This window comes from Ruegeria sp. CG1 (genome assembly GCF_056537265.1).
In genome coordinates this window covers 67,629-92,409 of record NZ_JBQFRF010000008.1, presented here as the reverse complement: position 1 = coordinate 92,409, position 24,781 = coordinate 67,629, and the positions used below count along the sequence as shown (strand labels likewise).

Annotated in this window: 24 protein-coding genes; 14 read left to right on the top strand and 10 right to left on the bottom strand. The window is 55.7% G+C overall.

Going from position 1 to position 24,781, the window contains the following annotated elements:
* Positions 1-106: 106 nt before the first annotated feature.
* The 7 genes from hemJ (at position 107) to ACR0AU_RS19035 (ending at position 7,483) form a co-directional block, all read left to right on the top strand.
* Complete coding sequence (gene hemJ, locus ACR0AU_RS19065) at positions 107-556, top strand: protoporphyrinogen oxidase HemJ (RefSeq protein WP_170399440.1); 450 nt, start codon at positions 107-109, stop codon at positions 554-556.
* A 126-nt stretch (positions 557-682) separates the two neighbouring features.
* The gene (gene rho / locus ACR0AU_RS19060; protein WP_170399438.1) at positions 683-1,954 is read left to right on the top strand and encodes a transcription termination factor Rho; all 1,272 of its coding nucleotides are present in this window, start codon (positions 683-685) and stop codon (positions 1,952-1,954) included.
* A 31-nt stretch (positions 1,955-1,985) separates the two neighbouring features.
* Positions 1,986-3,272 carry a tRNA uridine-5-carboxymethylaminomethyl(34) synthesis GTPase MnmE gene (mnmE, locus tag ACR0AU_RS19055; RefSeq protein WP_480796096.1) on the top strand — a complete coding sequence of 429 codons (1,287 nt, stop codon included), beginning with the start codon at positions 1,986-1,988 and terminating at the stop codon, positions 3,270-3,272.
* Positions 3,273-3,284: 12 nt separating this feature from the next.
* Positions 3,285-5,153: a tRNA uridine-5-carboxymethylaminomethyl(34) synthesis enzyme MnmG gene (gene mnmG, locus ACR0AU_RS19050; RefSeq protein ID WP_480796095.1), complete on the top strand. Its 1,869-nt coding sequence runs from the start codon at positions 3,285-3,287 to the stop codon at positions 5,151-5,153.
* Positions 5,150-5,773 (top strand): 16S rRNA (guanine(527)-N(7))-methyltransferase RsmG, encoded by a 624-nt coding sequence (rsmG, locus tag ACR0AU_RS19045; protein WP_170649056.1) that lies wholly within the window; start codon positions 5,150-5,152, stop codon positions 5,771-5,773. Before mnmG ends, rsmG begins: the two co-directional genes overlap by 4 nt.
* Positions 5,766-6,569: an AAA family ATPase gene (locus tag ACR0AU_RS19040; protein WP_170408801.1), complete on the top strand. Its 804-nt coding sequence runs from the start codon at positions 5,766-5,768 to the stop codon at positions 6,567-6,569. Before rsmG ends, ACR0AU_RS19040 begins: the two co-directional genes overlap by 8 nt.
* Positions 6,570-6,589: 20 nt before the next feature.
* Positions 6,590-7,483 carry a ParB/RepB/Spo0J family partition protein gene (locus tag ACR0AU_RS19035; protein WP_480796094.1) on the top strand — a complete coding sequence of 298 codons (894 nt, stop codon included), beginning with the start codon at positions 6,590-6,592 and terminating at the stop codon, positions 7,481-7,483.
* Here ACR0AU_RS19035 and ACR0AU_RS19030 read toward each other — a convergent pair.
* Genes ACR0AU_RS19030 through rph form a run of 4 tightly spaced genes read right to left on the bottom strand, consistent with a single transcriptional unit; the run spans position 7,473 to position 10,298 of the window.
* Entirely contained in the window at positions 7,473-7,826 is a 354-nt protein-coding gene (locus ACR0AU_RS19030) for a YbaN family protein (protein ID WP_170399420.1), read from the bottom strand. The genes ACR0AU_RS19035 and ACR0AU_RS19030 overlap by 11 nt on opposite strands.
* Positions 7,827-7,829: 3 nt before the next feature.
* Positions 7,830-8,984: a radical SAM family heme chaperone HemW gene (gene hemW, locus ACR0AU_RS19025; protein ID WP_480796093.1), complete on the bottom strand. Its 1,155-nt coding sequence runs from the start codon at positions 8,982-8,984 to the stop codon at positions 7,830-7,832.
* A complete protein-coding gene (rdgB, locus tag ACR0AU_RS19020; protein ID WP_170636838.1) occupies positions 8,974-9,588 on the bottom strand; it encodes an RdgB/HAM1 family non-canonical purine NTP pyrophosphatase in 615 nt (204 codons plus the stop codon). The genes hemW and rdgB overlap by 11 nt, the downstream gene beginning before the upstream one ends.
* Positions 9,585-10,298 carry a ribonuclease PH gene (rph, locus tag ACR0AU_RS19015; protein WP_170399411.1) on the bottom strand — a complete coding sequence of 238 codons (714 nt, stop codon included), beginning with the start codon at positions 10,296-10,298 and terminating at the stop codon, positions 9,585-9,587. Before rph ends, rdgB begins: the two co-directional genes overlap by 4 nt.
* 112 nt (positions 10,299-10,410) lie before the next feature.
* On the opposite strand from rph, the gene hrcA reads away from it, so the two are divergent.
* The gene (gene hrcA / locus ACR0AU_RS19010) at positions 10,411-11,475 is read left to right on the top strand and encodes a heat-inducible transcriptional repressor HrcA (RefSeq protein WP_170515497.1); all 1,065 of its coding nucleotides are present in this window, start codon (positions 10,411-10,413) and stop codon (positions 11,473-11,475) included.
* Between the two features lie 10 nt (positions 11,476-11,485).
* A complete protein-coding gene (locus tag ACR0AU_RS19005) occupies positions 11,486-12,049 on the top strand; it encodes a nucleotide exchange factor GrpE (RefSeq protein WP_170399405.1) in 564 nt (187 codons plus the stop codon).
* 31 nt (positions 12,050-12,080) lie between these two features.
* Here ACR0AU_RS19005 and mutS read toward each other — a convergent pair whose 3' ends face one another.
* Complete coding sequence (gene mutS, locus ACR0AU_RS19000; protein WP_170734103.1) at positions 12,081-14,693, bottom strand: DNA mismatch repair protein MutS; 2,613 nt, start codon at positions 14,691-14,693, stop codon at positions 12,081-12,083.
* A 161-nt stretch (positions 14,694-14,854) separates the two neighbouring features.
* On the opposite strand from mutS, the gene ACR0AU_RS18995 reads away from it, so the two are divergent.
* Positions 14,855-17,110 (top strand): NADP-dependent malic enzyme, encoded by a 2,256-nt coding sequence (locus ACR0AU_RS18995; RefSeq protein WP_170466734.1) that lies wholly within the window; start codon positions 14,855-14,857, stop codon positions 17,108-17,110.
* A 3-nt stretch (positions 17,111-17,113) separates the two neighbouring features.
* On the top strand, positions 17,114-17,986 hold the full coding sequence (locus tag ACR0AU_RS18990; protein ID WP_170734067.1) for a ribokinase: 873 nt from the start codon (positions 17,114-17,116) through the stop codon (positions 17,984-17,986).
* On the opposite strand, the gene msrA is transcribed toward ACR0AU_RS18990, so the two are convergent.
* From msrA to ACR0AU_RS18975, 3 genes are all read right to left on the bottom strand, one after another.
* A complete protein-coding gene (gene msrA, locus ACR0AU_RS18985; protein ID WP_170399396.1) occupies positions 17,983-18,654 on the bottom strand; it encodes a peptide-methionine (S)-S-oxide reductase MsrA in 672 nt (223 codons plus the stop codon). The two genes, ACR0AU_RS18990 and msrA, sit on opposite strands and share 4 nt — an antisense overlap.
* Positions 18,655-18,745: 91 nt before the next feature.
* Positions 18,746-19,027, bottom strand: coding sequence for an SCP2 sterol-binding domain-containing protein (locus ACR0AU_RS18980; protein WP_480796092.1), 282 nt, complete (start codon positions 19,025-19,027; stop codon positions 18,746-18,748).
* A gap of 135 nt (positions 19,028-19,162) precedes the next feature.
* Positions 19,163-20,389 carry an argininosuccinate synthase gene (locus ACR0AU_RS18975; protein WP_170426327.1) on the bottom strand — a complete coding sequence of 409 codons (1,227 nt, stop codon included), beginning with the start codon at positions 20,387-20,389 and terminating at the stop codon, positions 19,163-19,165.
* A 138-nt stretch (positions 20,390-20,527) separates the two neighbouring features.
* Here ACR0AU_RS18975 and ACR0AU_RS18970 point away from each other — a divergent pair, with 138 nt between their 5' ends.
* Both ACR0AU_RS18970 and ilvA read left to right on the top strand, forming a co-directional pair.
* Complete coding sequence (locus ACR0AU_RS18970; RefSeq protein ID WP_480796091.1) at positions 20,528-21,295, top strand: hypothetical protein; 768 nt, start codon at positions 20,528-20,530, stop codon at positions 21,293-21,295.
* 57 nt (positions 21,296-21,352) lie between these two features.
* Positions 21,353-22,579 carry a threonine ammonia-lyase IlvA gene (gene ilvA, locus ACR0AU_RS18965; RefSeq protein WP_480796090.1) on the top strand — a complete coding sequence of 409 codons (1,227 nt, stop codon included), beginning with the start codon at positions 21,353-21,355 and terminating at the stop codon, positions 22,577-22,579.
* On the opposite strand, the gene ACR0AU_RS18960 is transcribed toward ilvA, so the two are convergent.
* Complete coding sequence (locus ACR0AU_RS18960) at positions 22,576-22,905, bottom strand: Hpt domain-containing protein (protein ID WP_170515482.1); 330 nt, start codon at positions 22,903-22,905, stop codon at positions 22,576-22,578. The two genes, ilvA and ACR0AU_RS18960, sit on opposite strands and share 4 nt — an antisense overlap.
* A 142-nt stretch (positions 22,906-23,047) precedes the next feature.
* Between ACR0AU_RS18960 and ACR0AU_RS18955 the strand changes: the two genes are divergently transcribed.
* A complete protein-coding gene (locus ACR0AU_RS18955; protein ID WP_170399510.1) occupies positions 23,048-24,322 on the top strand; it encodes a SpoIIE family protein phosphatase in 1,275 nt (424 codons plus the stop codon).
* On the opposite strand, the gene ACR0AU_RS18950 is transcribed toward ACR0AU_RS18955, so the two are convergent.
* Positions 24,319-24,762 (bottom strand): NUDIX hydrolase, encoded by a 444-nt coding sequence (locus tag ACR0AU_RS18950; RefSeq protein WP_170734069.1) that lies wholly within the window; start codon positions 24,760-24,762, stop codon positions 24,319-24,321. The genes ACR0AU_RS18955 and ACR0AU_RS18950 overlap by 4 nt on opposite strands.
* Positions 24,763-24,781 lie beyond the last annotated feature (19 nt).

The following is a 24,781-nucleotide window of genomic DNA, read 5'->3' as shown; positions in this document are numbered from 1 at the left end:
AGGACAAAAAAGTAATCCACCGAATTTGACCTCCCTACAAAACCATCATCCTTTTTCTTTCTTATTTTTTTTATTAGGAGGGTTTCAGGTAAGCCCGGAATACCCAATGACCGATATTCTTTTCGCAATATACCCTTGGGTGAAATCGCTGCACATCATGGCCGTGATTTCATGGATGGCTGGTTTATTCTATCTGCCCAGATTGTTCGTGTATCACGTTGAAAAGGCGCAAGCCGTAGAGGGTGCGCAACAGATTTTCTTTGAAATGGAAGAAAAGCTGCTGCGTGTGATCATGCGCCCCGCAATGGTCGTGGCCTGGGTTTGCGGGCTGATCATGGTGTTCACGCCTGGTATTGTCGGATGGGATTGGAGCTGGCCGTGGGTCAAAGGCGCAGCAGTGATCGGCATGACATGGTTTCACCATTGGCTTATGGCTCGGCGCAAGGACTTTGCTGAGGGGCGAAATAAGCTGACTGGGCGGCAGTACCGCATGATGAATGAGGTTCCGACCGTTCTAATGGTTGTTATCGTTCTAGCGGTCGTTGTGAAGTTCTGAGGGCCTGTTTGACTCTTCTTAGGTAAGCGCTTATCTAACGCGTAACGCGCCCGTCCGGGCGAGGTATCTTCCGTTCTGAAATTCCACTCTGGTGCCGCGATCCAAGCGGCCGAGGTTCGTATCATCATGACAACTGAATCCCTGAATCTGGCCGATCTGAAGGCCAAAAGCCCCAAAGACCTTCTGGCCATGGCCGAGGAGCTTGAGGTCGAAAACGCCTCAACCATGCGCAAGGGCGAGATGATGTTTCAGATTCTGCGCGAACGTGCGGATGAGGGCTGGACCATCGGTGGCGACGGCGTGCTGGAGGTTTTGCAAGACGGGTTCGGGTTTCTGCGTTCGCCCGAAGCGAACTATCTACCCGGACCGGATGACATTTACGTTTCGCCTGACATGATCCGCAAGCATTCGCTGCGCACTGGAGATACGGTTGAAGGTGAGATCAAAGCGCCTGACGAGAATGAACGTTACTTTGCGCTGACAAATGTCACCAAGATCAACTTTGAAAATCCGGACAAGGCCAAACACAAGATTCTGTTCGACAACCTGACGCCTCTGTATCCGGATGAGCGTCTGAAGATGGAAATCGAAGATCCGACCATCAAGGACAAGTCTGCTCGCGTGATCGATTTGGTTTCGCCGATTGGTAAAGGTCAGCGATCGCTGATCGTGGCGCCTCCGCGGACTGGTAAGACGGTGATCCTGCAGAACATCGCGCATTCCATCGAGCAGAACCACCCGGAATGTTATCTGATCGTCCTGCTGATCGACGAACGCCCGGAAGAGGTGACCGACATGCAACGCTCGGTGAAGGGTGAGGTTGTGTCTTCGACCTTTGATGAACCCGCGACTCGCCACGTGGCCGTGTCGGAAATGGTCATCGAAAAGGCCAAGCGCCTGGTCGAGCATAAACGAGATGTTGTTATTCTGCTCGATTCGATAACAAGACTTGGTAGGGCATTCAACACTGTGGTGCCATCTTCGGGTAAAGTTCTGACCGGTGGTGTGGATGCAAATGCTCTGCAACGGCCCAAGCGCTTCTTTGGTGCTGCGCGGAACATCGAAGAAGGTGGATCGCTGACCATCATCGCCACCGCCCTGATCGACACCGGCAGCCGGATGGACGAAGTGATCTTCGAAGAATTCAAAGGCACCGGTAACTCGGAAATCGTTCTGGATCGTAAGATCGCAGACAAACGCGTGTTCCCGGCAATCGACATCCTCAAATCCGGCACCCGGAAAGAGGATCTGCTGGTCGACAAGGGTGATCTGGCCAAGACATTCGTTCTGCGCCGCATCCTCAATCCGATGGGCACAACAGATGCAATCGAGTTCCTGTTGTCGAAGTTGAAACAAACCAAGACGAACGGCGAGTTCTTCGATTCAATGAACACCTGACAAGGTTCTGGCACTGACGCGGGGGCTATCAATGGATACGATTTTCGCCCTGGCCAGCGCCCAGGGCAAAGCAGGCGTGGCTGTGATCAGGCTTTCTGGTCCGCAGGCATATGCCTCCGCCAATGAGTTGTCTGGCGGGGGCCTGCCAAGGCGTGGAATGACAGTACGAACACTCAGCGCGTCGGATGGATCGCGGTTGGATGAGGGCTTGGTTCTGACGTTTCAGGCCCCGTCCAGCTTTACCGGCGAAGACGTGGCCGAGCTTCAGATTCACGGAAGTATGGCGTCAGTCAACGCTGTGCTGACCTCTCTTTCGGATATGGACGATCTTCGGCTGGCCGAACCTGGTGAGTTCACGCGTCGTGCACTGGAAAACGGCAAGATGGATCTGGCGCAGGTCGAAGGCCTTGCTGATCTGATTGATGCAGAAACCGAAGCACAACGGAAACAAGCGCAGACGATTTTGGCTGGTGCTTTGGGCACATTAGCAGAAGGTTGGCGGCGTGATCTGATCCGCGCGGCCTCCTTGTTGGAAGCCGTGATTGATTTTGCTGATGAAGAGGTGCCGACAGATGTATCACCTGAGGTTCGGACGTTGATCTCTGGTGTGATGGCCGAATTGACCCAAGAAGCCAAAGGTGTTCGGATCGCCGAGCGCATTCGCACCGGCTTTGAGGTCGCCATAGTTGGTCTTCCGAACGCAGGAAAATCGACCTTGCTGAATGCGTTGGCAGGGCGGGAAGCCGCTATTACCTCGGAATATGCCGGGACAACCCGTGATGTGATTGAAGTTCGTATGGACTTGGACGGATTGCCTGTCACGCTGCTGGACACGGCCGGTTTGAGGCAAACCGATGATCACGTTGAAAACCTGGGAATTGAACTGGCGCGCAAACGGGCAGAGGCGGCCGATCTACGAGTATTTCTGTCGGATGAGCCTGATCAGCTAGGTGTACCGATGCAGGCAGATGACATTCATGTTCTGCCAAAATCTGACCTGCGTGAGCCCTTTTCCGGTGGTATATCGGGAAAAACCGGGCACGGGATTGACCAGTTGATAGACAACATATCGCGTGTACTGACTGTTCGAACAGCTAGCCATGGTATTGCAACGCGGGAACGTCACCGTATTGCGATGACTAAAGCATCGGACGCACTTGCGGCTGCGCGAGATGTTCTGGAATCAGGTCCGGACATGTATGATATAGCTGCTGAAGAGTTGAGAACGGCAATTCGGTCGCTTGAATCTTTGGTTGGCAGGATTGATGTCGAAACCCTTTTGGATGAAATCTTCGCAAGTTTCTGTCTGGGAAAATAGGGAGTGTTTCACGTGAAACATTCGAGATTTGATGTTGTAGTCATTGGCGCTGGACATGCCGGTACCGAAGCTGCCCATGCGGCAGCACGGATGGGTGCGAACACGGCGCTGGTTACTTTGTCCGAACAGGACATCGGTGTCATGTCCTGCAATCCTGCGATCGGAGGGCTAGGGAAAGGTCATCTGGTCCGTGAAATCGATGCAATGGACGGGGTCATGGGTCGTGTGGCTGATCGTGCCGGCATTCAGTTTCGTCTATTGAACCGACGTAAAGGACCAGCTGTTCAAGGCCCAAGGGCGCAAGCGGACCGTGCGCTTTATCGGACCGCGATGAAGGAAGAAACGAAAAAACAAGACAATTTGTCGGTGATCACTGGGGAAGTGATCGATTTCCTAATGGATGGTGACTGCGTAATCGGTGTCAAACTAGCCGACGGTTCCGAGGTCCCAGCTCAGACAGTTGTTCTGACGTCGGGTACATTTCTGCGCGGTGTAATTCACATAGGAGACGTTACAAGGCCAGGTGGACGCATGGGGGATCGTCCATCGGTTAGGTTGGCTGAGCGCCTTGACGCTTTTGAATTACCGACGGCACGGCTGAAAACAGGTACGCCACCGAGGTTGGACGGACGAACCATAAATTGGGATATACTTGAACGACAGGATGGCGATGCAGAGCCAACACTGTTTTCATTCATGTCCCAAGCGGTGACGGCGCCGCAAATCGCCTGTGGAATAACTCATACCAATGCTCAGACGCACGGAATAATCGAGAAAAATCTATCGCGATCAGCAATGTATGGAGGTCATATTGATGGTGTTGGTCCCAGATATTGCCCTTCAATCGAAGATAAAATCGTCCGATTTGCGGAAAAGGAGTCACACCAGATATTTCTGGAACCAGAAGGCGTGCGGGATCATACGGTGTATCCAAACGGGATTTCAACGTCTTTGCCCGAAGATGTACAAGTCGAATATGTCCAATCCATCGTAGGATTGGAAAGCGCGGTAATCCTACAACCCGGATACGCGATTGAATACGACTACGTTGACCCGCGCGTTCTATCTGCGTCTTTGTCTGTGCCCGATGTTCCTGGTCTATATCTTGCAGGACAGATCAATGGGACCACAGGATATGAGGAAGCGGCCGCGCAAGGCCTCGTTGCAGGTTTGAATGCAGCTCTGGAAACACAGGGACGTGCGCCAATACATTTTACACGCTCAGACAGCTATATTGGCGTGATGATTGACGATTTGACAACTCGGGGCGTTGCCGAGCCTTATCGGATGTTCACATCCCGTGCAGAGTTTCGCCTATCACTTCGTGCTGACAACGCAGATCAAAGACTGACTCCGATTGGCGAGCAGCTGGGCTGTGTGGGTGAACTCCGCCGCAAGGTTTTTGCTGAGAAATCAGAAAAGCTTGAAAAAGCAAAGAATAAACTGACAGAGACCACATATACGCCAAAGCAAATTCGCGAAGCTGGTATCAGCATAAATCAAGACGGAAACCGGCGTGATGGAATGGCGGTTCTTGCTTTTCCAGAAGTATCGTTTGAAGACATGGTTTTGCTCGAACCCGATCTACAGAATACAGACGATGAAATTCGCCGTCAGGTCGAGCGCGATGCGTTGTATGCAAACTATATTGCGCGCCAACAACGGGATGTCGAAGCAATGAAGCGCGATGAGGCGCATGAAATTCCTCGGGATTTCAATTATTTTGCGCTTGATGGTCTGTCGAATGAAATGAAGCAAAAGCTATCGCAGGCGAAGCCTGCGAATATTGCGCAGGCGAGTCGGGTAGAAGGTGTCACGCCTGCGGCTTTAACTCTCGTCCTGGCGAAGCTCAGGCGTGATGTGAAAGCCAGAAAAGCATGATTTATCAGAACGTCGCTTCTGCGGAGGCTCTGGATGTTTCACGTGAAACATTCGAACGCCTGGTGATCTATGTATCTCTGCTTGAAAAATGGAACCCAAAAATCAATCTGGTTTCAAGAAATAGTCTTGAAGAGATTTGGATTCGCCATATCAAAGACTCCATTCAAGTTTTTCAGAACGCAGATCGGGTAGATCATTGGGTGGATTTAGGCAGCGGAGGCGGCTTTCCTGGCATGGTCTGCGCCATCATGGCAATTGAATCTGCGCCTGAAACGCGTTTCACATTAGTCGAAAGCGACCAACGTAAATCCGCATTTCTTCGAAGTGTGACCAGAGAGAGTGGCGCCAATTGTTCCGTGATCTCTCGTCGAATTGAAGCCATTGATCCCTTGCATGCGGACGTGCTTTCAGCTCGGGCTCTGGCTGATCTGACCACTCTAATGTCATTTTGTGACAGGCATTTAAGTAAAAACGGTACAGCGTTGTTGCCAAAAGGCGCAACCTGGAAAAAAGAGCTGGAAGATGCGCGCAAAGAATGGAAATTCGAGGCTGAACCCATTAAGAGTTCAACAGAACCCCAAGCCGTTATCCTGAAAATCAAAGGAGTTGCACGTGGTTGATCTGTCTCGTCCTGCTGGGCCTCGGATTATCGCGGTTGCTAATCAAAAGGGCGGGGTCGGGAAAACCACTACAGCGATCAATCTGGCAGCCGGATTGGCCGAGGCCGGATGCAAGGTTCTTGTGGTCGATCTCGATCCTCAGGGAAATGCCTCTACGGGTCTAGGGGTCGAAGATCGCGACTGGACGACATATGATCTTCTTCTCGACGATGCACCCTTGGAAGCTGTGGTGCAGGAGACCGAGATCGGTAATCTTTTTGTGGTTCCGGCGACCGTAGATCTCAGCTCGGCAGATATTGAGCTGATCTCGAATGAAAAGCGCAGTTATTTGCTGCATGACGCGCTTCGACAGACTGCAATTGATGCTTTCGATCTGGACTTTGTGCTGATTGATTGTCCGCCGTCCTTGAACCTGCTCACCGTAAACGCAATGGTAGCAGCGCATTCCGTCCTTGTACCATTGCAAAGTGAGTTCTTTGCGCTGGAAGGCCTGTCACAATTGATGTTGACCATTCGCGAGGTTCGTCAGACCGCCAATCCTGACCTCAGAATCGAAGGTGTTGTGTTAACGATGTATGACAACCGCAACAACTTGTCCCGTCAGGTCGAAAAGGATGCGCGTGACAATCTGGGTGAGATGGTATTTAAAACCAAGATACCCAGAAATGTGCGGGTCAGCGAAGCACCATCTTACGCGCTTCCTGTGCTGCAATATGATTCGGGTTCGCTCGGGGCGATGGCTTACCGGTATCTCGCCCGAGAGGTTATGCACAAGAACAACAAGGTAGCCATTTAAGTGGCCGTGAGGAGGGCAACATGAATGCCAGGAAAGGAAAACCCCGAGGATTAGGTCGCGGGCTATCTGCGTTGATGGCTGATGTCGCGCCAGAAGCTGACGGTCGGATTGTATCTGAACCCCGCCGTCCGGATCTCACGGTACCGATCGAAAAACTGCAGGCGAACCCAGATCAGCCGCGCCGCCGTTTCGCGCAAGAGCAATTGGATGAGCTTGCGGCCTCGGTCAAGGAAAAGGGTATTATCCAGCCGCTGATTGTCCGCAGCATCGATGGCGGCCAATACGAAATCGTTGCGGGTGAACGGCGCTGGCGTGCTGCGCAGATGGCGCAACTGCATGATATTCCGGTTATTGTTCGTGAATTTGATGACACCGAAGTGCTTGAGGTCGCGATTATCGAGAACATTCAGCGCGCAGATCTGAACGCGGTGGAAGAGGCGGCAGGCTTTAAGCAATTGATGGATCGCTTTGGTCACACGCAAGAAAAGCTGGCCGAAGCGCTTGGTAAAAGCAGAAGCCATATCGCTAATCTGCTGCGTCTTTTGTCACTCCCATTGGATGTACAATCCCTTGTAATAGAAGGAAAATTATCCGCCGGTCATGCAAGGGCGTTAATCACGGCAGAAAACCCATCGGAGCTGGCGAAACAGGTGGTTCGTGAGGGCCTTTCGGTGCGTGCGACCGAGGCATTAGTGAAAAAGCAGCAAGGTGGGACGGATAAGCCGGCTCCGAAATCCAGAAGCCTGAATGCTGGGAAGGACGCAGACACCCGAGCGCTTGAAAAGGATTTGTCTGCGATTCTGGCGATGAAGGTGACGATCAACCATAAGGCCGGATCTGAATCCGGGCAGGTTGTGTTGGCTTATGAGAACCTGGATCAGTTGGATGATCTGTGCGCAAAGCTCAGCCGTTAGGTCGGGTCCAGATAAAGAGCATCACAGCGCTGAGCACAATGGCCTGAATGATCAGGACGTGAGAAGGAACCGAAAGCAGAACCGATAAGCCAAATACGGCGGCAACCGAAAGGGTGGCCGCCTTTTTTGCACCGGGTCTGATCGCGCCAGAGCTTTGCCAATCGATGATCATAGGGCCAAAGGTTCGATGGCTCAGCAACCAGTTATGCAGCCGTGACGATGAGCGAGCAAAAAAGAACGCGGCCAACAGAAGAAATGGCACCGTCGGCAGCAGCGGCAGAGCGACTCCGATCATGGCAAGCGCAACGCATAATAACCCCAATCCGGCCCAGAGAAATTGCATCTGTTACTCCAACAGCTCTCGGATTACCGCGTTGAGCACGGCGCGCCCGTTTGAAGTGGCGCGCAATTGAATGCCATCAAGGGTTAGCATGCCCAGATCGATCAGCGAATCAAGTTTGTCATGCGAAAGTTCTTCACCTGCAAGCCGAGTATATCTGTCTATATCTAGGCCCTCGACCAAACGCAGACACATCATAAGGTATTCTGAGGCTTGTTCACGTTGGCTAAGCTCGAACCGATTGCTTTCGCCGTGCCCGTTGGAGGCAGCCTTCAGCCATTTGTTTGGTGAAAGGTGAGTTTCTGTTGCGAATTTTTGGCCACCCTTTGTGATCCGCCCGTGCGCGCCGGGTCCAATACCGATGTAATCACCATAGCGCCAATAGATGAGGTTATGCCGTGATTCCGCTCCGGGCCGGGCGTGGTTTGAAATCTCATAGGCAGGCAGCCCATGCGCTTCGCAGATTTCCTGCGTTGCCAGATACATATCTGCGGCGTTGTCATCCTCGGGCAGACCGCGCAGCTTGCCCAGGGCATAGCGATCACCAAACGCTGTGCCTTCCTCAATGGTCAGTTGGTATAGCGACAGGTGATCAACTGCCATCGATAGGGCTTCGGTCAGCTCAGCACGCCAGGCGTCCAGAGTTTGATGCTGGCGGGCATAGATCAGATCAAAGCTCACACGGTCAAAGCAAGAGCGCGCGATATCGAAGGCAGCGCGAGCCTCGGCAACCGTGTGAATGCGCCCCAGACGACGCAGGTCATCGTTGTTCAAGGCCTGAACACCCATCGAGATGCGGTTCACGCCCGCATCATGATAGGCGGCGAACCGCCCGGCCTCGACCGAGCCTGGATTGGCCTCAAGCGTGATTTCCATATCGTTGGCCGATCGCCAAATGGCGCGGGCCTTGTCGATGATAGCTGCGACGGTCTCAGGCGCCATCAGTGATGGAGTTCCGCCGCCAAAGAAGATTGTGTTCAAAACCCGGTCAGGAGTTTCTGTGGCCGAGAGGCTCAGTTCACTGAGATAACACTCAAGCCATTGTTTTTGATTAATATTCTTGGAAACGTGGCTGTTGAAATCGCAATAGGGGCACTTGGCCTCGCAAAAGGGCCAATGCACATAAAGGCCAAAGCCCCCGTTTCGCCAATCATCCGCCAAAGCAGCCTTTCACGAACATCTCCACCGCGCGCCCGCGATGGCTGATCTTGTTCTTTTCCCAGCGATCCATTTCAGCAAAGGTAATGTCGTGCCCCTCAGGGACAAACATCGGGTCATAGCCGAACCCGTCCTTGCCACGGATCGGCCAAGTCAGGTGACCGGGCGCGATGCCCTCGAACACTTCGTCATGCCCGTCGGGCCAGGCCAGAACCAGAGTGCAGCGAAACTGGGCCATACGCGGGTGGGGGGCGTTTTTCGCCTCTAGCTCATTATGGGCGCGAGTCATCGCCATCAGGAAATCGCGGCCACTGCCGGTTTCGGCCCAATCGGCGGTGTAAACACCGGGTGCGCCGTCCAATGCATCGATGGTGATCCCGGAATCGTCCGACAAGGCAGGTAGGCCGGTCGCCTTTGCAGCTGCGTGGGCTTTGATCCGGGCGTTACCGACGAAGGTGTCCTCGGTCTCTTCCGGTTCTGGCAGGTTCATTTCGCCCGCGCCGACAACCGTTACGCCAAAGGGCTCAAGCAGATGCGCCATCTCCTCGAGCTTGCCTTTGTTGTGGGTGGCGACCAGCAGTCGATCACCTTCGAACCTGCGAGTCATGCGGTTGCAGCTTTCTGGGCAGCAGCAAGTTCACCCACGCCTTTCTCGGCCAGGTCCATCAGTTGATCCATTTGCGCGCGGCTGAAAACGGAACCTTCGGCGCTCATCTGCACTTCGATCAGCTTGCCCGAGCCGGTCATGATGAAATTGCCGTCAACGCCAGCTTCGCTATCTTCGGGATAGTCCAGATCTAGCACGGGCTGACCGGCATAAATTCCGCATGAAACGGCGGCAACAGGGTCTAATAAAGGGTCAGAGATCACATCGCCTGTTTTCATCAGCTTGTTCACAGCCAGACGCAGCGCCACCCAACCGCCAGTGATCGAGGCACAGCGGGTGCCGCCGTCGGCTTGAATGACATCGCAGTCAACAGTGATCTGCCGTTCTCCCAAGGCAACCCGGTCTACACCGGCGCGCAAAGCGCGGCCGATAAGGCGCTGGATTTCCACGGTGCGTCCGCCTTGCTTGCCGCTGGCAGCCTCGCGCCGCATCCGCGTATTGGTCGCGCGGGGCAGCATGCCATATTCAGCGGTGACCCAGCCCAGGCCCGAGCCCTTTATAAAAGGCGGCACCCGATCCTCAATTGTGGCGGTGCACAGCACATGCGTGTCGCCCATCTTGATCAGGCAAGAGCCTTCGGCATGTTTGGTGAACCCCGTTTCAATTGAAACGGCGCGCATTTCGTTTAGATCACGTCCTGAGGGTCGCATGAGAAATCCTTTATCTGCTGGGTTGGGGATACCGTCCTGCGGCGTTACGATGCAAGCCCGATTGACCTTTCATTTGCCTGCGATTTAATGACGATCCAGCAGAGGGCCGCCGATGAGCGAAGCAAGCAAAATTCTGGACGAGATGAATGACCGGTCGCGTGAGGTGTTCCGGTTGATTGTCGAAAGCTATCTGGAAAGCGGTGAACCCGTGGGCAGCCGGACTCTGACGCGCACATTGTCCGAGAAAGTCAGTGCTGCGACCGTACGCAATGTGATGCAGGATCTTGAATTTCTGGGTTTGCTCGACAGTCCGCATGTCAGCGCTGGTCGAATTCCAACACAGCAGGGGCTGCGCATGTTCGTGGACGGATTGCTGGAAATGGGCGATCTGGGTGCGGATGATCGGCAGAAGCTGGACGAAACACTAGGCTCTAACGCGGGCGATGTAGGGGGTATGCTCGATCGCGTGGGCTCGGCTTTGTCACACGTGACACAAGGGGCTTCGCTGGTTCTGACGCCAAAGCATGAGGCCGAGATCAAGCATATCGAGTTCGTCTCGCTTGGTCATGACCGGGCCTTGGTGGTTTTAGTGTTTTCGGACGGGCAGGTGGAAAACCGGCTGTTTACACCTCCGCCTGGCCAAACACCCAGTTCGATGCGCGAGGCAGCCAATTTTCTGAATGCACTCATCGAAGGTCGAACGCTTGGCGAAGTGCGGCGGCAGATGCTGTCGCAGATCGACGCGCGGAAACAGGAAATCGATGTTCTGGCGCGTGAGATGGTCGAGAGCGGCATTGCCGCATGGGACGGGGACGGTGGCGACTCGGCCCGGCTGATCGTGCGCGGGCGTGCGAATCTGTTAAATGAGCCGGGTCAGGCAGAAGAGCTTGATCGAATCCGCACCCTGTTTGACGACCTTGAACGCAAACGCGATATCGCCGAATTCCTTGAATTGACCGAAGAAGGCGAAGGTGTGCGCATTTTTATTGGCTCTGAGAACAAACTTTTCTCACTTTCGGGTTCCTCTTTGGTGGTGTCTCCATATATGAACGCTGATCGTAAGATAATCGGTGCGGTTGGGGTCATTGGACCCACACGTCTGAATTACGGGCGAATCGTACCAATCGTGGATTATACGGCGCAACTGGTCGGCAAGCTGATTTCCGACCGGAGCTAGAGGGTAAGAGATGGCAGAGCCCAAGAACGAAGATTTTCTGGACGACATCATGTCCGCCGAGGCGGAAGAGTTTGCCGAAGATTTTGCTGAGATCAGCGATGAGGCGCTTGAGGTCGATCAACTGCGTGCTGAGCGCGATGATTACAAAGACAAGTTCATGCGTGCGCTGGCCGATGCCGAAAATGCGCGCAAGCGTGGCGACAAGGCGCGTCGGGATGCGGAACAGTATGGCGGGTCAAAACTGGCCCGCGACATGCTTCCGGTTTACGACAATATGAAACGCGCGCTTGAGGCCGCGACGGATGAGCAGAAAGAGGTTGCCGCCGGCTTGCTGGAAGGTGTCGAGTTGACCATGCGCGCGCTGAAGGATGTGTTCCAGAAGCATGGGATTGAGGTGATTACGCCTCAGGTCGGGGACAGGTTCGACCCGAATGTGCATGAGGCGATGTTCGAGGCCCCTGTGCCCGGAACCAAGGCCGGCGACATCATTCAGGTGTCGGCAGAAGGCTTCATGCTGCACGACAGGTTGTTGCGACCGGCGCAGGTTGGGGTGTCGTCAACGCCCGCAAGCTGAACAGTTCCTGGGTCAACCGGGTTCGAGGCGGTCAGGATCTGGCCGCCTCTTTCAGTTTGTAGATCAAGTCCAAGGCTTCGCGGGGGCTGAGTTCATCTGGAAGGATGGTTTCCAGCATATCAGCAACGGGCGAGGTTTTTGGCGCAGGGGGAGGCGGCGGCGCAGCTGAAAACAGGGGCAGATCGTCGATCAGTGCTTTCTGCTTACCGCCTTCACGTTCGGTTTTTTCTAATTGATCCAACACGATACGGGCGCGGTCCACGACCGAGGCGGGCAAGCCAGCCAATTGTGCAACCTGGACGCCGTAAGACCGATCGGCAGCGCCTTTATGTACCTCATGCAGAAAGATGACTTCACCCTCCCATTCTTTGACTGCAACGGTCGCGTTTTCTACACCGTTCAGACTTCCAGCGAGTGCAGTTAATTCGTGGTAGTGGGTGGCGAACAATGCGCGACATTGGTTTGCCGCGTGTAGGTGTTCCAGTGTGGCCCAGGCAATGGAAAGGCCGTCGTAGGTCGCGGTGCCTCGGCCGATCTCATCAAGGATTACGAGCGCGCGGTCGTCGGCCTGATTCAGAATAGCTGCGGTTTCGACCATTTCGACCATAAAGGTCGAGCGGCCCCGCGCCAGATCGTCTGACGCTCCGACGCGGCTGAACAATTGACTGACTAATCCGATTTGCGCCCGTTCTGCCGGAACATAGCTGCCCATCTGCGCCAGTAGGGCGATCAGCGCATTCTGGCGCAGGAAGGTTGATTTACCGGCCATGTTGGGACCGGTGAGCAACCAAATTGCAGCGCCTGCATCGGCGCTCAGATCGCAGTCGTTGGCGATGAAAGCATCGCCGCTTTGCTGCCTCAGGGCATGCTCGACCACCGGGTGACGGCCTCTTTTGATGTCGAATGCGCGTGACCCGTCGACCTTTGGACGGCACCAGCTTTCGCCGCGAGCCAGATCGGCGAGTGCAGTGGTTAAATCCAGCTCAGCCAGTCCGCGCGCGGCCTGATTTAGCCGTGCGGCAACATCCAGAATAGCCCTAGAAAGTCTTTGATAGAGCCGTTTTTCGATCTCTAACGCGAGATTTCCGGCATTGAGAATCTTTGTTTCGATCTCGGACAGCTCCACCGTGGTGAAGCGCACCTGATTGGCGGTGGTTTGGCGGTGGATATAAGTCTCGCTAAATGGCGGGTTCAACATTTTCTCGGCATGGGTTGCCGTGGTCTCGATGAAGTAGCCAAGCACATTGTTGTGTTTGATCTTCAGTGACGTGATGCCGGTATGCTCGGCGTATTTCTGTTGGAAACCTGCGATGACCGAACGGCCTTCGTCACGCAAGGTGCGCGCTTCGTCCAATTCGCTATCAAACCCGGGGGCGATAAAGCCGCCATCGCGGGCCAGCAAGGGTGGATCGGCAACCAATGCTTCGTCCAGCAAGGTCAACAGATCGTCAAATCCGACAAGGTTCTGGACGGCAGTGGCCAACAGAACAGGCAGATCCTGTGAGGCACAGGTTTCGGCGATTGTTGCGGCTTGTTCCAATCCATTGCGGATAGCGGCCAGATCACGCGGGCCGCCTCGATCCAGCGAAAGACGAGACAAAGCGCGATCCAGATCGGGTGTTTTGCGTAAAGCTTCGCGCAGATCTGAGGCGATCAGGCTATCTTCGACCGCTAAAGATACTGCGTCCAGTCGGGCGTGGATCACATCCAGATTACGCGAGGGGCTGGACAGTCGCTGTTCCAGAAGTCTTGCGCCACCTGGCGTTACTGTTCGGTCGACCACGGACAGCAGCGACCCGGCGCGTCCACCAGACAGTGACCGGGTCAGCTCCAGATTGCGTCGCGTTGCGGCGTCGATCTGAACCACGCGATCCTCGGATTCCTTCAGGGGAGTTTGCAGCAGGGGCAGTTTGCCCTTTTGCGTGATCTCCAGATAATCGATCAGCGCGCCCATGGCCGAAACCTCGGCGCGCCCGAAGTTCCCGAATGCATCCAGAGCGCCCACGTGAAACAACCCGCAGATGCGTTTCTCGGCTGCAGCGCTGTCAAAACTGGCGCGTCCGACAGGCGTAAGCGATATGCCAAGGTCCATGACGGTTTCATGCAGCTTTTCCTCGGACCCATCGGCCACGATCAGCTCAGATGGGGCCAGCCGAGCGAGTTCAGGGCTCAACCGGATTGACGTCAGCGGCATCACGTGAAATGCACCGGTTGAGATATCGGCCCAGGCCAGTGCGGCTTCGTCCCGAACCTCGGCATAGGCGGCCAGAAAGTTGTGCCGCCGCGCCTCTAGCAAGGCATCTTCGGTCAGTGTGCCGGGCGTCACCAGACGCACAACACCGCGCTTTACCACCGATTTAGAGCCTCTTTTCTTGGCTTCCGCCGGGCTTTCCATCTGCTCGCAGACCGCGACGCGGAACCCTTTTCGGATCAGGGTCAGCAAGTAGCCCTCGGCAGAATGCACCGGCACGCCGCACATCGGGATATCGTCGCCATTGTGTTTGCCGCGCTTGGTCAGCGCGATATCCAACGCCTCAGCCGCGTTCACCGCATCCTCGAAGAACATCTCGTAGAAGTCACCCATGCGATAAAACAGCAGGGCATCTGTATGAGCCTCTTTGATCTCAAGGTACTGCGCCATCATCGGCGTGACTATGGACAAATTCGGTCCCCTTCTGGCGTGTTCCGGGCGCGACCTTACAAATCCCGCATCTTCAGTAAAAGGTGAAAACTCATTCTCGTTGAGGCGCGGCCCCGCCTGCGTTATGAGGCAAAAGCCCCAAAGTCATGGAAACGACCTGTAAGATGCCCAAAGCGAAGATCACCAAAGAAGAGGCGCTGGCCTTTCACCTAGACCCGACCCCCGGCAAGTGGGAGGTGCAGGCCACCGTACCCATGACCACGCAGCGCGATCTTTCGCTAGCTTACAGCCCTGGCGTTGCGGTTCCCTGTGAAGCCATCGCTGAAGCACCAGAGACGGCGTATGACTATACAAACAAAGGCAATCTGGTTGCCGTGATCTCGAACGGTACCGCCGTTCTGGGCCTTGGAAATCTGGGTGCGCTGGGCTCAAAACCGGTGATGGAAGGCAAATCGGTCCTGTTCAAGCGGTTCGCTGATGTGAACTCGATCGATATCGAGCTGGATACCGAAGACCCTGACGAGTTCTGTCGCGCTGTGCGCCTGATGGGTCCGACCTTTGGCGGTATTAATCTGGAAGATATCAAAGCACCCGAATGTTTCATCATCGAACAACGCTTGAAGGAAGAGATGGATATCCCGGTCTTCCACGATGATCAGCATGGAACAGCAGTGATCTGCGCGGCGGGTCTGCTAAACGCATTGCACATCTCGGGCAAGAAGATCGAAGACGTAAAAATCGTCCTGAACGGGGCAGGCGCTGCAGGAATTGCCTGTATCGAACTGCTCAAGGCCATGGGTGCACGGCATGAGAATTGCATCGTCTGCGACACCAAAGGCGTGATTTATCAGGGCCGGACCGAGGGTATGAACCAGTGGAAGTCGGCCCATGCCATCACGACTGATCTTCGCACTTTGGAAGAGGCCATGAAGGATGCGGATGTATTTCTGGGCGTGTCGGTCAAAGGGGCGGTGACACAAGACATGGTCGCCAGCATGGCTGACAATCCGGTGATTTTCGCCATGGCGAACCCTGACCCGGAAATCACCCCGGAAGAGGCGCACGAGGTGCGCGTTGATGCGATCGTCGCGACGGGCCGTAGCGATTATCCGAATCAGGTGAATAACGTTCTGGGTTTTCCCTACCTGTTCCGTGGTGCGCTGGATATTCATGCCCGTGCGATCAATGACGAGATGAAAATCGCCTGCGCCCACGCTCTGGCGCGATTGGCGCGTGAAGATGTTCCGGATGAGGTCGCAATGGCGTATGGCAAGTCGCTGACTTTTGGGCGCGACTACATCATTCCAACGCCTTTTGATCCGCGCCTGATCCACCGTATCCCGCCTGCGGTTGCCAAGGCCGGTATGGATACCGGCGCGGCGCGACGTCCGATCATCGATATGGACGCTTATGAGCTGAGCCTGAAATCCCGCATGGACCCGACGGCCAGTATCCTGCGCGGCTTGAACGCGCGGGCGCGTCAGGCGCAAAGCCGGATGATCTTTGCCGAGGGTGACGATCCGCGCGTATTGCGCGCGGCCGTAATGTACCAACGCTCGGGCTTTGGTAAGGCTTTGGTTGTGGGCCGGCCAGACGACGTAAAGGAAAAGCTCGAATCCGCTGGTCTTGGGGACGCGGTGCGTGAAATTGATGTGGTGAATGCCGCCAATACCGCGCATCTCGAGGCCTATAAGGATTTTCTGTATCAGCGCCTGCAGCGTAAGGGCTTCGATCACAAAGATATTCACCGACTCGCTGCACGGGATCGGCATGTGTTTTCGTCTTTAATGCTGGCGCATGGTCATGCGGATGGTCTGGTGACAGGGGCCACTCGTAAGTCGGCGCATGTGCTGGACCGTATCAACCATGTGTTCGATGCGGATGCCGCCCATGGCGCGGCGGGGGTTACCGCATTGCTGCACAAAGGACGGATCGTTCTGATTGGCGACACGCTGGTGCATGAATGGCCGGACGAAAATGATCTGGCCAACATCGCAGAACGTGCCGCTGCCGTGGCGCGCCACATGGGGCTAGAGCCCCGGGCGGCCTTTGTCAGTTTCTCGACCTTCGGTTACCCGGTGTCTGAACGTGCTGAGAAGATGCACCGTGCTCCGGCGGTGCTGGACGAGCGCGGCGTCGATTTCGAGTACGAGGGCGAGATGACGGTTGATGTGGCCCTGAATGTTGATCAGCAGGAAGCCTATCCGTTCCAACGACTGACCGGACCAGCCAATATCCTGATTGTTCCTGCACGACACTCGGCCTCGATTTCGACCAAACTGATGCAGGAAATGGGCGGCGCCACCGTGATCGGCCCGATCCTGTCCGGCGTCGACAAGCCGATCCAGATCTGTTCGACGGTCTCGACCGCAAATGACATTCTGAACATGGCCATCCTGGCCTCCTGCGATATCGGGTAAATCATGACAATCTGGAACCTTGGCTCAATCAACGCGGATATGGTCTATGCCCTGCCGCATTTGCCCGAAGCGGGTGAGACACTGGCGGCCAGCGGGCTACAGAGGTTTCTGGGTGGCAAGGGCGCCAACATGTCTGTGGCGTCTGCACGAGCCGGATCGCGGGTATCCCATATCGGCGCGGTGGGCTCGGATGGCCTTTGGGCGCGGGATCGGCTGACCGAGTATGGCGTTGACACGCGGCATATTGCCGAGGTGGATGTACCGACCGGTCACGCGATCATCGCGGTAGATGCGCAGGGTGAAAACCTGATCGTTCTGTATCAAGGCGCCAACCATGCCATCTCGAACGACCAACTTGGGCAGGCGCTGTCCTCGGCGGTTTCAGGTGATCTGCTGGTGATGCAGAACGAAACCAATGCGCAGATTGAGGCCGCTAAACTAGGTTGCGAAATGGGGCTGACTGTCTGCTACGCCGCCGCCCCATTTCAGGCAGACGCAGTTCAAGCGGTTTTACCGTATCTGGATTTTCTGATCCTCAACGAAGTCGAGGCCGAGCAATTGCAGGATGCAACGGGTCTCGCCCCTTCAGACCTGCCGGTCGAACATGTGATCGTCACCTTTGGCTCAAAAGGTGCGCGCTATTATCAGCAAGATCATCAACCCCAAGCGTTTCAGGCCCATAAGGTCAACGCTGTGGATACCACCGGGGCAGGTGACACATTCACCGGCTATGTGTTGGCTGGAATGGACCGGGGTATGCCGATGGCGCAGGCGATTGCCCAAGCAAACCGTGCCGCGGCCCTGATGGTCACGCGGCACGGCACTGCAGATGTCATTCCTGATCTGAAAGAGGTGTGCGAAGCGCAGTTTGACTAGGACCCTGCAAAGGGCGCTTCGTTGCCCCACAATTGTTTGACCCGCGCATCGCGACCGCAGGCTTCGCGGTAGGCCTTATAGGCGTTCTTTTGGCGCTTGGGGCCAAAGCGGGTCAGTACCAGCTTGCTACCCTTGTAATAATCCTGGTGATACGCCTCGGCTGGATAAAACGTTCCGGCTTGCAGGATCGGCGTGACCACGGTCTGCCCCAGCGCGTTTTGTGCGCTGGTCTTGGCTTGCTGTGCCTGCGCCTTTTCCCCTTTGTTAGAGACGAAAATTGCTGTGCGATAGCTGTCGCCGCGATCGCAGAACTGGCCACCCGCATCCGTGGGATCGACTGAGCGGAAGAACATGTTCAGCAAGGTTGCACGGGAAACGCGGGCGGGATCGAAGGTGATCTGGACCGCCTCGTAATGCCCTGTTCCGCCTTTCGAGACCTGATCATAGGTGGGACTATCCGTCTTGCCACCGGTATAGCCCGAGACCGCGCCGATCACGCCGGGCACGGACTCGAAATCGGATTCCACGCACCAGAAACAGCCACCGGCGACTGTTAGCGTTTCAGTGCCAGCGGCCGGAGCAGGTAAAGCGCGCAGCATTGCTGCCAACAAGATCAGCACAAACAGAAGTGAAGGTTTCAGGCAATCAAGGTAAGTGATCCGGGTCATGGCAGGTCTCCTTCCGAAACCAAGCTGCCCGCAGATTTTTGCGCTTGCAATGCGCTGACATGATTTGTCACGCGCTGGTGAGACGAGTTTATCAGCCCAGCAGCTGCCCCAGCTTCATCGCAACACCCATGTTGCCCGAGATTTTCAGCTTGCCCAGCGCAACCCCGGTCATTGGGTTCAGCTTACCGTTCAGCAACATAGAGAGGTTCTCGCGCGAGATGCGGATGGTGCAGTCTGTGTCCCGATCCTGGGTTGAGGCAGTATTCTCCGCCAGAACGATCACACCCTCATCACCACAATCGAACTTAAGCGATCCGTCAAAGTTTTTGCCGTTCAAACCCTTTTGAATTCCGTCGGCGATGTCTTGCAGCATTATCCGTCCTTCCCTGATTGACGTATGCGTAAAGACAATCGCCTGATCCGGGCAAGCCCGACCCGACGGAAACCCGGCAAAGAAAAACCCCGGTGCCTGATCAGACACCGGGGCCAGATCTAAAATTCTGAACGCTTACTTGCTCAGCCGTTTGTCACGCGCGGCCAGAAGCTTCAGGCGCAGTGCGTTCAACTGGATGAAGCCTGCCGCATCTTTCTGATCATATGCACCAGCGTCTTCCTCAAAGGTCACGTGCGCCTCGGAGTACAGCGAATGATCCGACCAGCGGCCCACGGTTGAGGCAAGACCTTTGTACAGTTTCACGCGAACGGTGCCGGTGACATGCTCTTGCGACTTGTCGATGGCTGCCTGCAGCATCTCCCGCTCGGGGCTGTACCAGAAGCCGTTATAGATCAGCTCGGCATATTGCGGCATCAGCTGGTCCTTCAGATGCATCGCGCCGCGGTCCATGGTGATGGACTCGATCCCACGATGCGCTTCCAGCAGGATGGTGCCGCCGGGGGTTTCGTAAATACCGCGCGATTTCATGCCCACGAACCGGCCTTCGACCAGATCGAGACGGCCAATGCCGTGCTTGCCGCCATATTCGTTCAGCTTGGTCAGGATGGTCGCGGGGCTCATCGCCTCGCCATTGATGCTGACCGCGTCGCCTTTTTCAAAACCGATCTCGATAAACTCCGGCTCGTTCGGCGCATCCTCGGGGTGGACGGTGCGCTGATAGACATAGTCGGGTGCCATATCGGCGGGGTCTTCCAGAACCTTACCCTCGGACGAGGTGTGCAGCAGGTTGGCATCGACCGAGAACGGGGCCTCACCACGCTTGTCCTTGGCGATCGGGATCTGGTTCGCCTCGGCAAATTCCAACAGCTTGGTACGGCTGGTCAGGTCCCACTCACGCCACGGCGCGATCACCTTGATTTCGGGATTCAGTGCGTAAGCAGCCAGTTCAAAACGAACCTGATCGTTGCCCTTGCCAGTCGCGCCGTGGGCCACAGCGTCAGCACCGGTCGCTTCGGCGATCTCGACCAGACGTTTCGAGATCAGAGGCCGTGCGATCGAGGTGCCCAGTAGGTACAGCCCTTCGTACTGTGCGTTGGCGCGGAACATCGGGAAGACAAAGTCGCGAACGAATTCCTCGCGAATATCTTCGATATAGATGTTCTCGGGTTTGATCCCCAGCAGCTCGGCTTTCTTGCGGGCGGGTTCCAGCTCCTCGCCCTGACCCAGATCGGCGGTGAAGGTCACGACCTCACAGCCATACTCGGTCTGCAGCCATTTCAGAATGATCGAGGTATCAAGGCCACCGGAATAGGCCAGAACAACTTTCTTGGGCGCGGACATCTGATTTCCCTTTGTACGTAGAACGACTGGCCCCTAGCGGGTTTTGGACGTGGGGGCAAGCGGCGTGCATTGACGCAGGGCGGGAATTGCGGTGAAACGGGCGGATAGAGAACAAGGATTGGTTGAGAGGGCGGTTTCATGCTGGGGCTGGAGATTTTCGTACATTCGGTGAAGATGGTTTTGAGGAACCTGACGCAGGCGCTACAGATTTCAGTCGTACCGGCGCTCATTGGCGGCTTTTTAGCCATCGGCCTGTTCTTCCTGTTTGGCATTCCTTTCGAAGAATTCAACAGTGAAACCAATGGCTTCCCTGAAGGCGTAACGGCCGCGTCCTTCACCGGATTTCTGCTCTGCCTTATGGCCGTTGTCTTTGGGGTCATGCTGTGGATTGTCGTGTCGTGGCACCGTTTCGTTCTACTTGAGGAATATCCAAGCGGTTTGGTTCCGCCTTTCAGGTTCGACCGTGTGCTCGCCTACTTCGGACGCCTTCTGATGCTCGGCCTAATCGCTCTTATCATCATGATACCGGGAGCGCTGATCATGGGCATGATGGCGCAATCCTCTGTGGCGCTGGGAATTCTGGTTTGGCTGGGTTTGATCATCTTTCTCACGATCGGATTCTATCGGGCCTCCCCGATTTTACCTGGCGCAGCGATCGGAAAACCAATAAAGCTGTCTGAAGCGTGGCAAGCAACCTCGGGCGCAAGCGGAGCCATCGCACTTCTGGTCGTCTTATCCATCCTCTTCCAAATATTGCTTCAGCTACTGGCGTCTTTGCTGCTTTTCGTCCCGATCATCGGTGTCTTGTTTGTCTTATTTGCGAGCATGCTGATCGTCCCACTGATCAATGTCAGTATCCTGACGACGATCTATGGTGTGTTCATCGAAAAGCGCGAGCTGGCCTAAGCCCGTACACATATGTATTCCTTGCCCTTTCGACGATGATGGGGCAGGGAATCCAACATGACTGATTTCACGACCCGCGCCCGCGCTGCCGAAAAGGCAATGCGCTCAGTGTTTCCGGCAACTCCGTTGCAGCGGAACGCCCATCTGTCCGACCGTTACGGCGCGGATATCTGGCTCAAGCGCGAAGACCTCAGCCCGGTGCGGTCGTATAAAATCCGCGGTGCGTTCAATGCGATGCGCAAGCAGCAGGGGCAGGGCCTTTTCGTCTGCGCCAGCGCTGGCAACCATGCGCAGGGCGTGGCCTATATGTGTAAGCATCTGGGTGTGCGGGGTGTGATCTTCATGCCGGTGACCACGCCGCAGCAGAAGATCCAGAAGACGCGCATTTTCGGCGGCGACAATATCGAGGTTCACCTGATCGGTGACTATTTCGATGACACGCTGGCTGCGGCGCAAAGCTGGTGCGCAGAACAGGGCGGATATTTCCTGTCTCCGTTCGATGATGCGGATGTGATCGAGGGGCAGGCCTCATTGGCGGTTGAGATCGAAGAGCAATTGGGCCGAGTGCCCGATCATGTAATTCTGCCGGTTGGCGGCGGCGGTATGTCTTCGGGGGTGGCGACCTGGTTTGGGGACCGGGCGCATTGCCTGTTCGTGGAACCGGCCGGCGGGGCGTGTTTGCGCGCGGCGCTGGCAGCGGGGCACCCGGTGGTGCTGGATCATGTGGATACATTTGTCGATGGCGCAGCAGTAGGCCGGATTGGTGAGAAACCGTTTGAATTGCTGAAATCGCGGCATCTGTCGGATGTGCTGACTTTGTCCGAAGACCGCATCTGTACCACAATGATCGAGATGCTGAATGTCGAGGGCATCGTTCTGGAACCTGCCGGTGCGTTGGCGGTTGAGGCTGTGGGTGACGTGCAAAGCTTTGTGCGTGGCAAGACGGTGGTCTGTGTCACCTCGGGCGGGAACTTCGATTTCGAGCGTTTACCAGAGGTCAAAGAGCGTGCGCAGCGTTATTCCGGGGTCAAGAAATACTTCATCTTACGCCTGCCGCAGCGTCCTGGCGCTTTGAAAGAATTTCTGGGTATTCTGGGGCCCGAAGACGATATCGCACGGTTCGAATACATGAAGAAATCGGCGCGCAATTTTGGTTCGGTGCTAATCGGGATCGAAACCCGCAAGCCCGAGAATTTCATGCGCCTGTTTGCGCATCTGGATGAAGCCGGGTTTACTTATACGGATATCACCGAAGACGAGACGCTGGCACAGTTTGTGATCTAGCGCAGGTTTTCGGCCAGACCGGCCTGAAACAGTTTTTTCGACTCGTCGTAGGCCGCGATAATCGCCAGCAAATCAACGGCGGCGCTTTCACCTGCGGCTGCGCGTCGCTCACCGTCCTGGCACAGTTTCGAGAAACTATCAAAGCCAAGACTCAGCGCGCTGCCCTTCAGGAAATGTAGGTTCTGTTCGATCTCGGAGGGGGCAGTGTCATCGCGTAGCTTAGTGATAACTTCCTGAACCTCGTCCAAAAAGATTTCGACAACCTCGGTGAACTCGTCTGCGCCGACTTCATCACGTAACTGTCTGACTCTGGACCACTGAATCATGCCACCCTCTTGCGGTTGCATATTGTTAGACCGTCGCGGGTAAAGATGGGGTTAAATCGCGGCCATTTGGTTTTTCATAGGATGTTAAGCTGAGAGGCATAGCGTTGCGACAACTGGAGAGTTGAGCAAGTACAGGGACTTCATGGTGCCGGATGCCAGTCAAGTAGAGGCCCGGGTCGAGCTGGATTTTGGCGCGATCCGCAAGGTTCTTGTTGTGGACGACAGCCGTCTGCAGCGGCGCATTCTGGTGGCCTCGCTAAAAAAGTGGGGATTCGAGGTTCTTGAAGCCGACAGTGGTGAAGCCGCGATAGAGCTTTGCACCTCGGACCCGCCTGATCTTGTTCTAAGCGACTGGGTCATGCCAGGTATGGGCGGGCTTGAGTTTTGTCGCGCCTTCCGAGAGCTGGACAGTGAGCAATATAGCTATTTCATTCTTCTGACCTCAAAAAGCGAAAAGCAGGAGGTCGCGCGCGGTTTGGACGCTGGGGCAGACGATTTTCTGATCAAGCCGCTTGAGGCTGATGAGCTGCGTGCGCGCATATCGGCCGGGGCGCGTATTCTTGACATGCAACGCGAATTGTCCCGAAAAAACCAATTGATCGAAACAGCGCTGAACGAACTGAAGCTTGCCCATGATGCGATCGATAAAGATCTGATGCAGGCCCGAAAGATTCAGGACTCGCTGGTGCCCGAATTGAAGGGAACCTTTGGCAACTCACAGGTCAGCCTGCTTCTGAAACCTTGCGGTCATATCGGCGGTGATCTGGTGGGGATGTTCTCGCCCGGTGTCAATCGGCTGGGGTTTTACAGCATCGATGTCTCCGGCCACGGGATCACCTCTGCGATGATGACGGCACGGCTGGGCGGGTATCTGTCCAGCACGCATTTCGATCAGAACATCGCGATGGAGCGTCGTTTTAATAAATTCTACGCCCTTCTGCCACCCGAAGAGGTCGCGTCGTTGCTCAACTCGCGTCTGATCGCCGATGCCGGGATCGAAGAGTATTTCACCATGGTCTATGCCATCATCGATCTGCGCAACGGACATCTGAAAATGGTGCAGGCCGGACACCCGCATCCGCTGTTGCTGCGCCGTGATGGTAAAACCGAGTTTCTGGGCGAAGGCGGGTTGCCCATTGGTTTGCTGCCTGAGGCGCAGTTTCAGCAGACGGAAACCTATATGCAACCGGGCGACAAGCTGCTCTTGCATTCGGACGGGTTCACCGAATGCCAGCTCGCCGACGGCAGTCTGCTGGATGATGACGGGTTGAAGGCGATGGCTGTTGAATGCGCCGCCGATCACGGTGGACCGGAATTCCTGGATGACATGTTCTGGCGTCTTACACAGGTGATGTCACCGGACAGCGGAATTGCGGATGATGTCTCTGCAGTGTTTTTTGAATATAACGGACCTTAAAGCCCATGCAGGTGGCGCTGGGCGAAATGGGCGTCGCCCTCATTGCCCAACAGATGAACGGCATCTGCGGTCTCCATCCAAATGGCCTCGTGAAGGTCTTCGGTCGGAGGGCCTAGGCGTCTGACCGGGTGGGCGCGGTAAATCAGGCAGACCTTCTCGGCCCACAGATCGTATTCCGGCATGTAGGTATATCGACGAAACGCACCCACTCTCCGGGGCGCGGCGATCAGCCAGCCGGTTTCTTCGTAAACCTCACGGTGAAGCGCTGTAATGGGTGATTCCCCCGGATCGATGCCGCCGCCCGGCAGCTGCAGATCGGGTCCGGGTTCCAGCTGACAGGTCAGCAGCAATCGGTTGCCTTGTGGCAATAGGGCATAAACGCCGGCCCGCCGGGTGTATTTTCGCTCTGCCTCGGGGCTTTCACCGAACCGTCTGATCATGTAAGGCCCCTTTCAACCC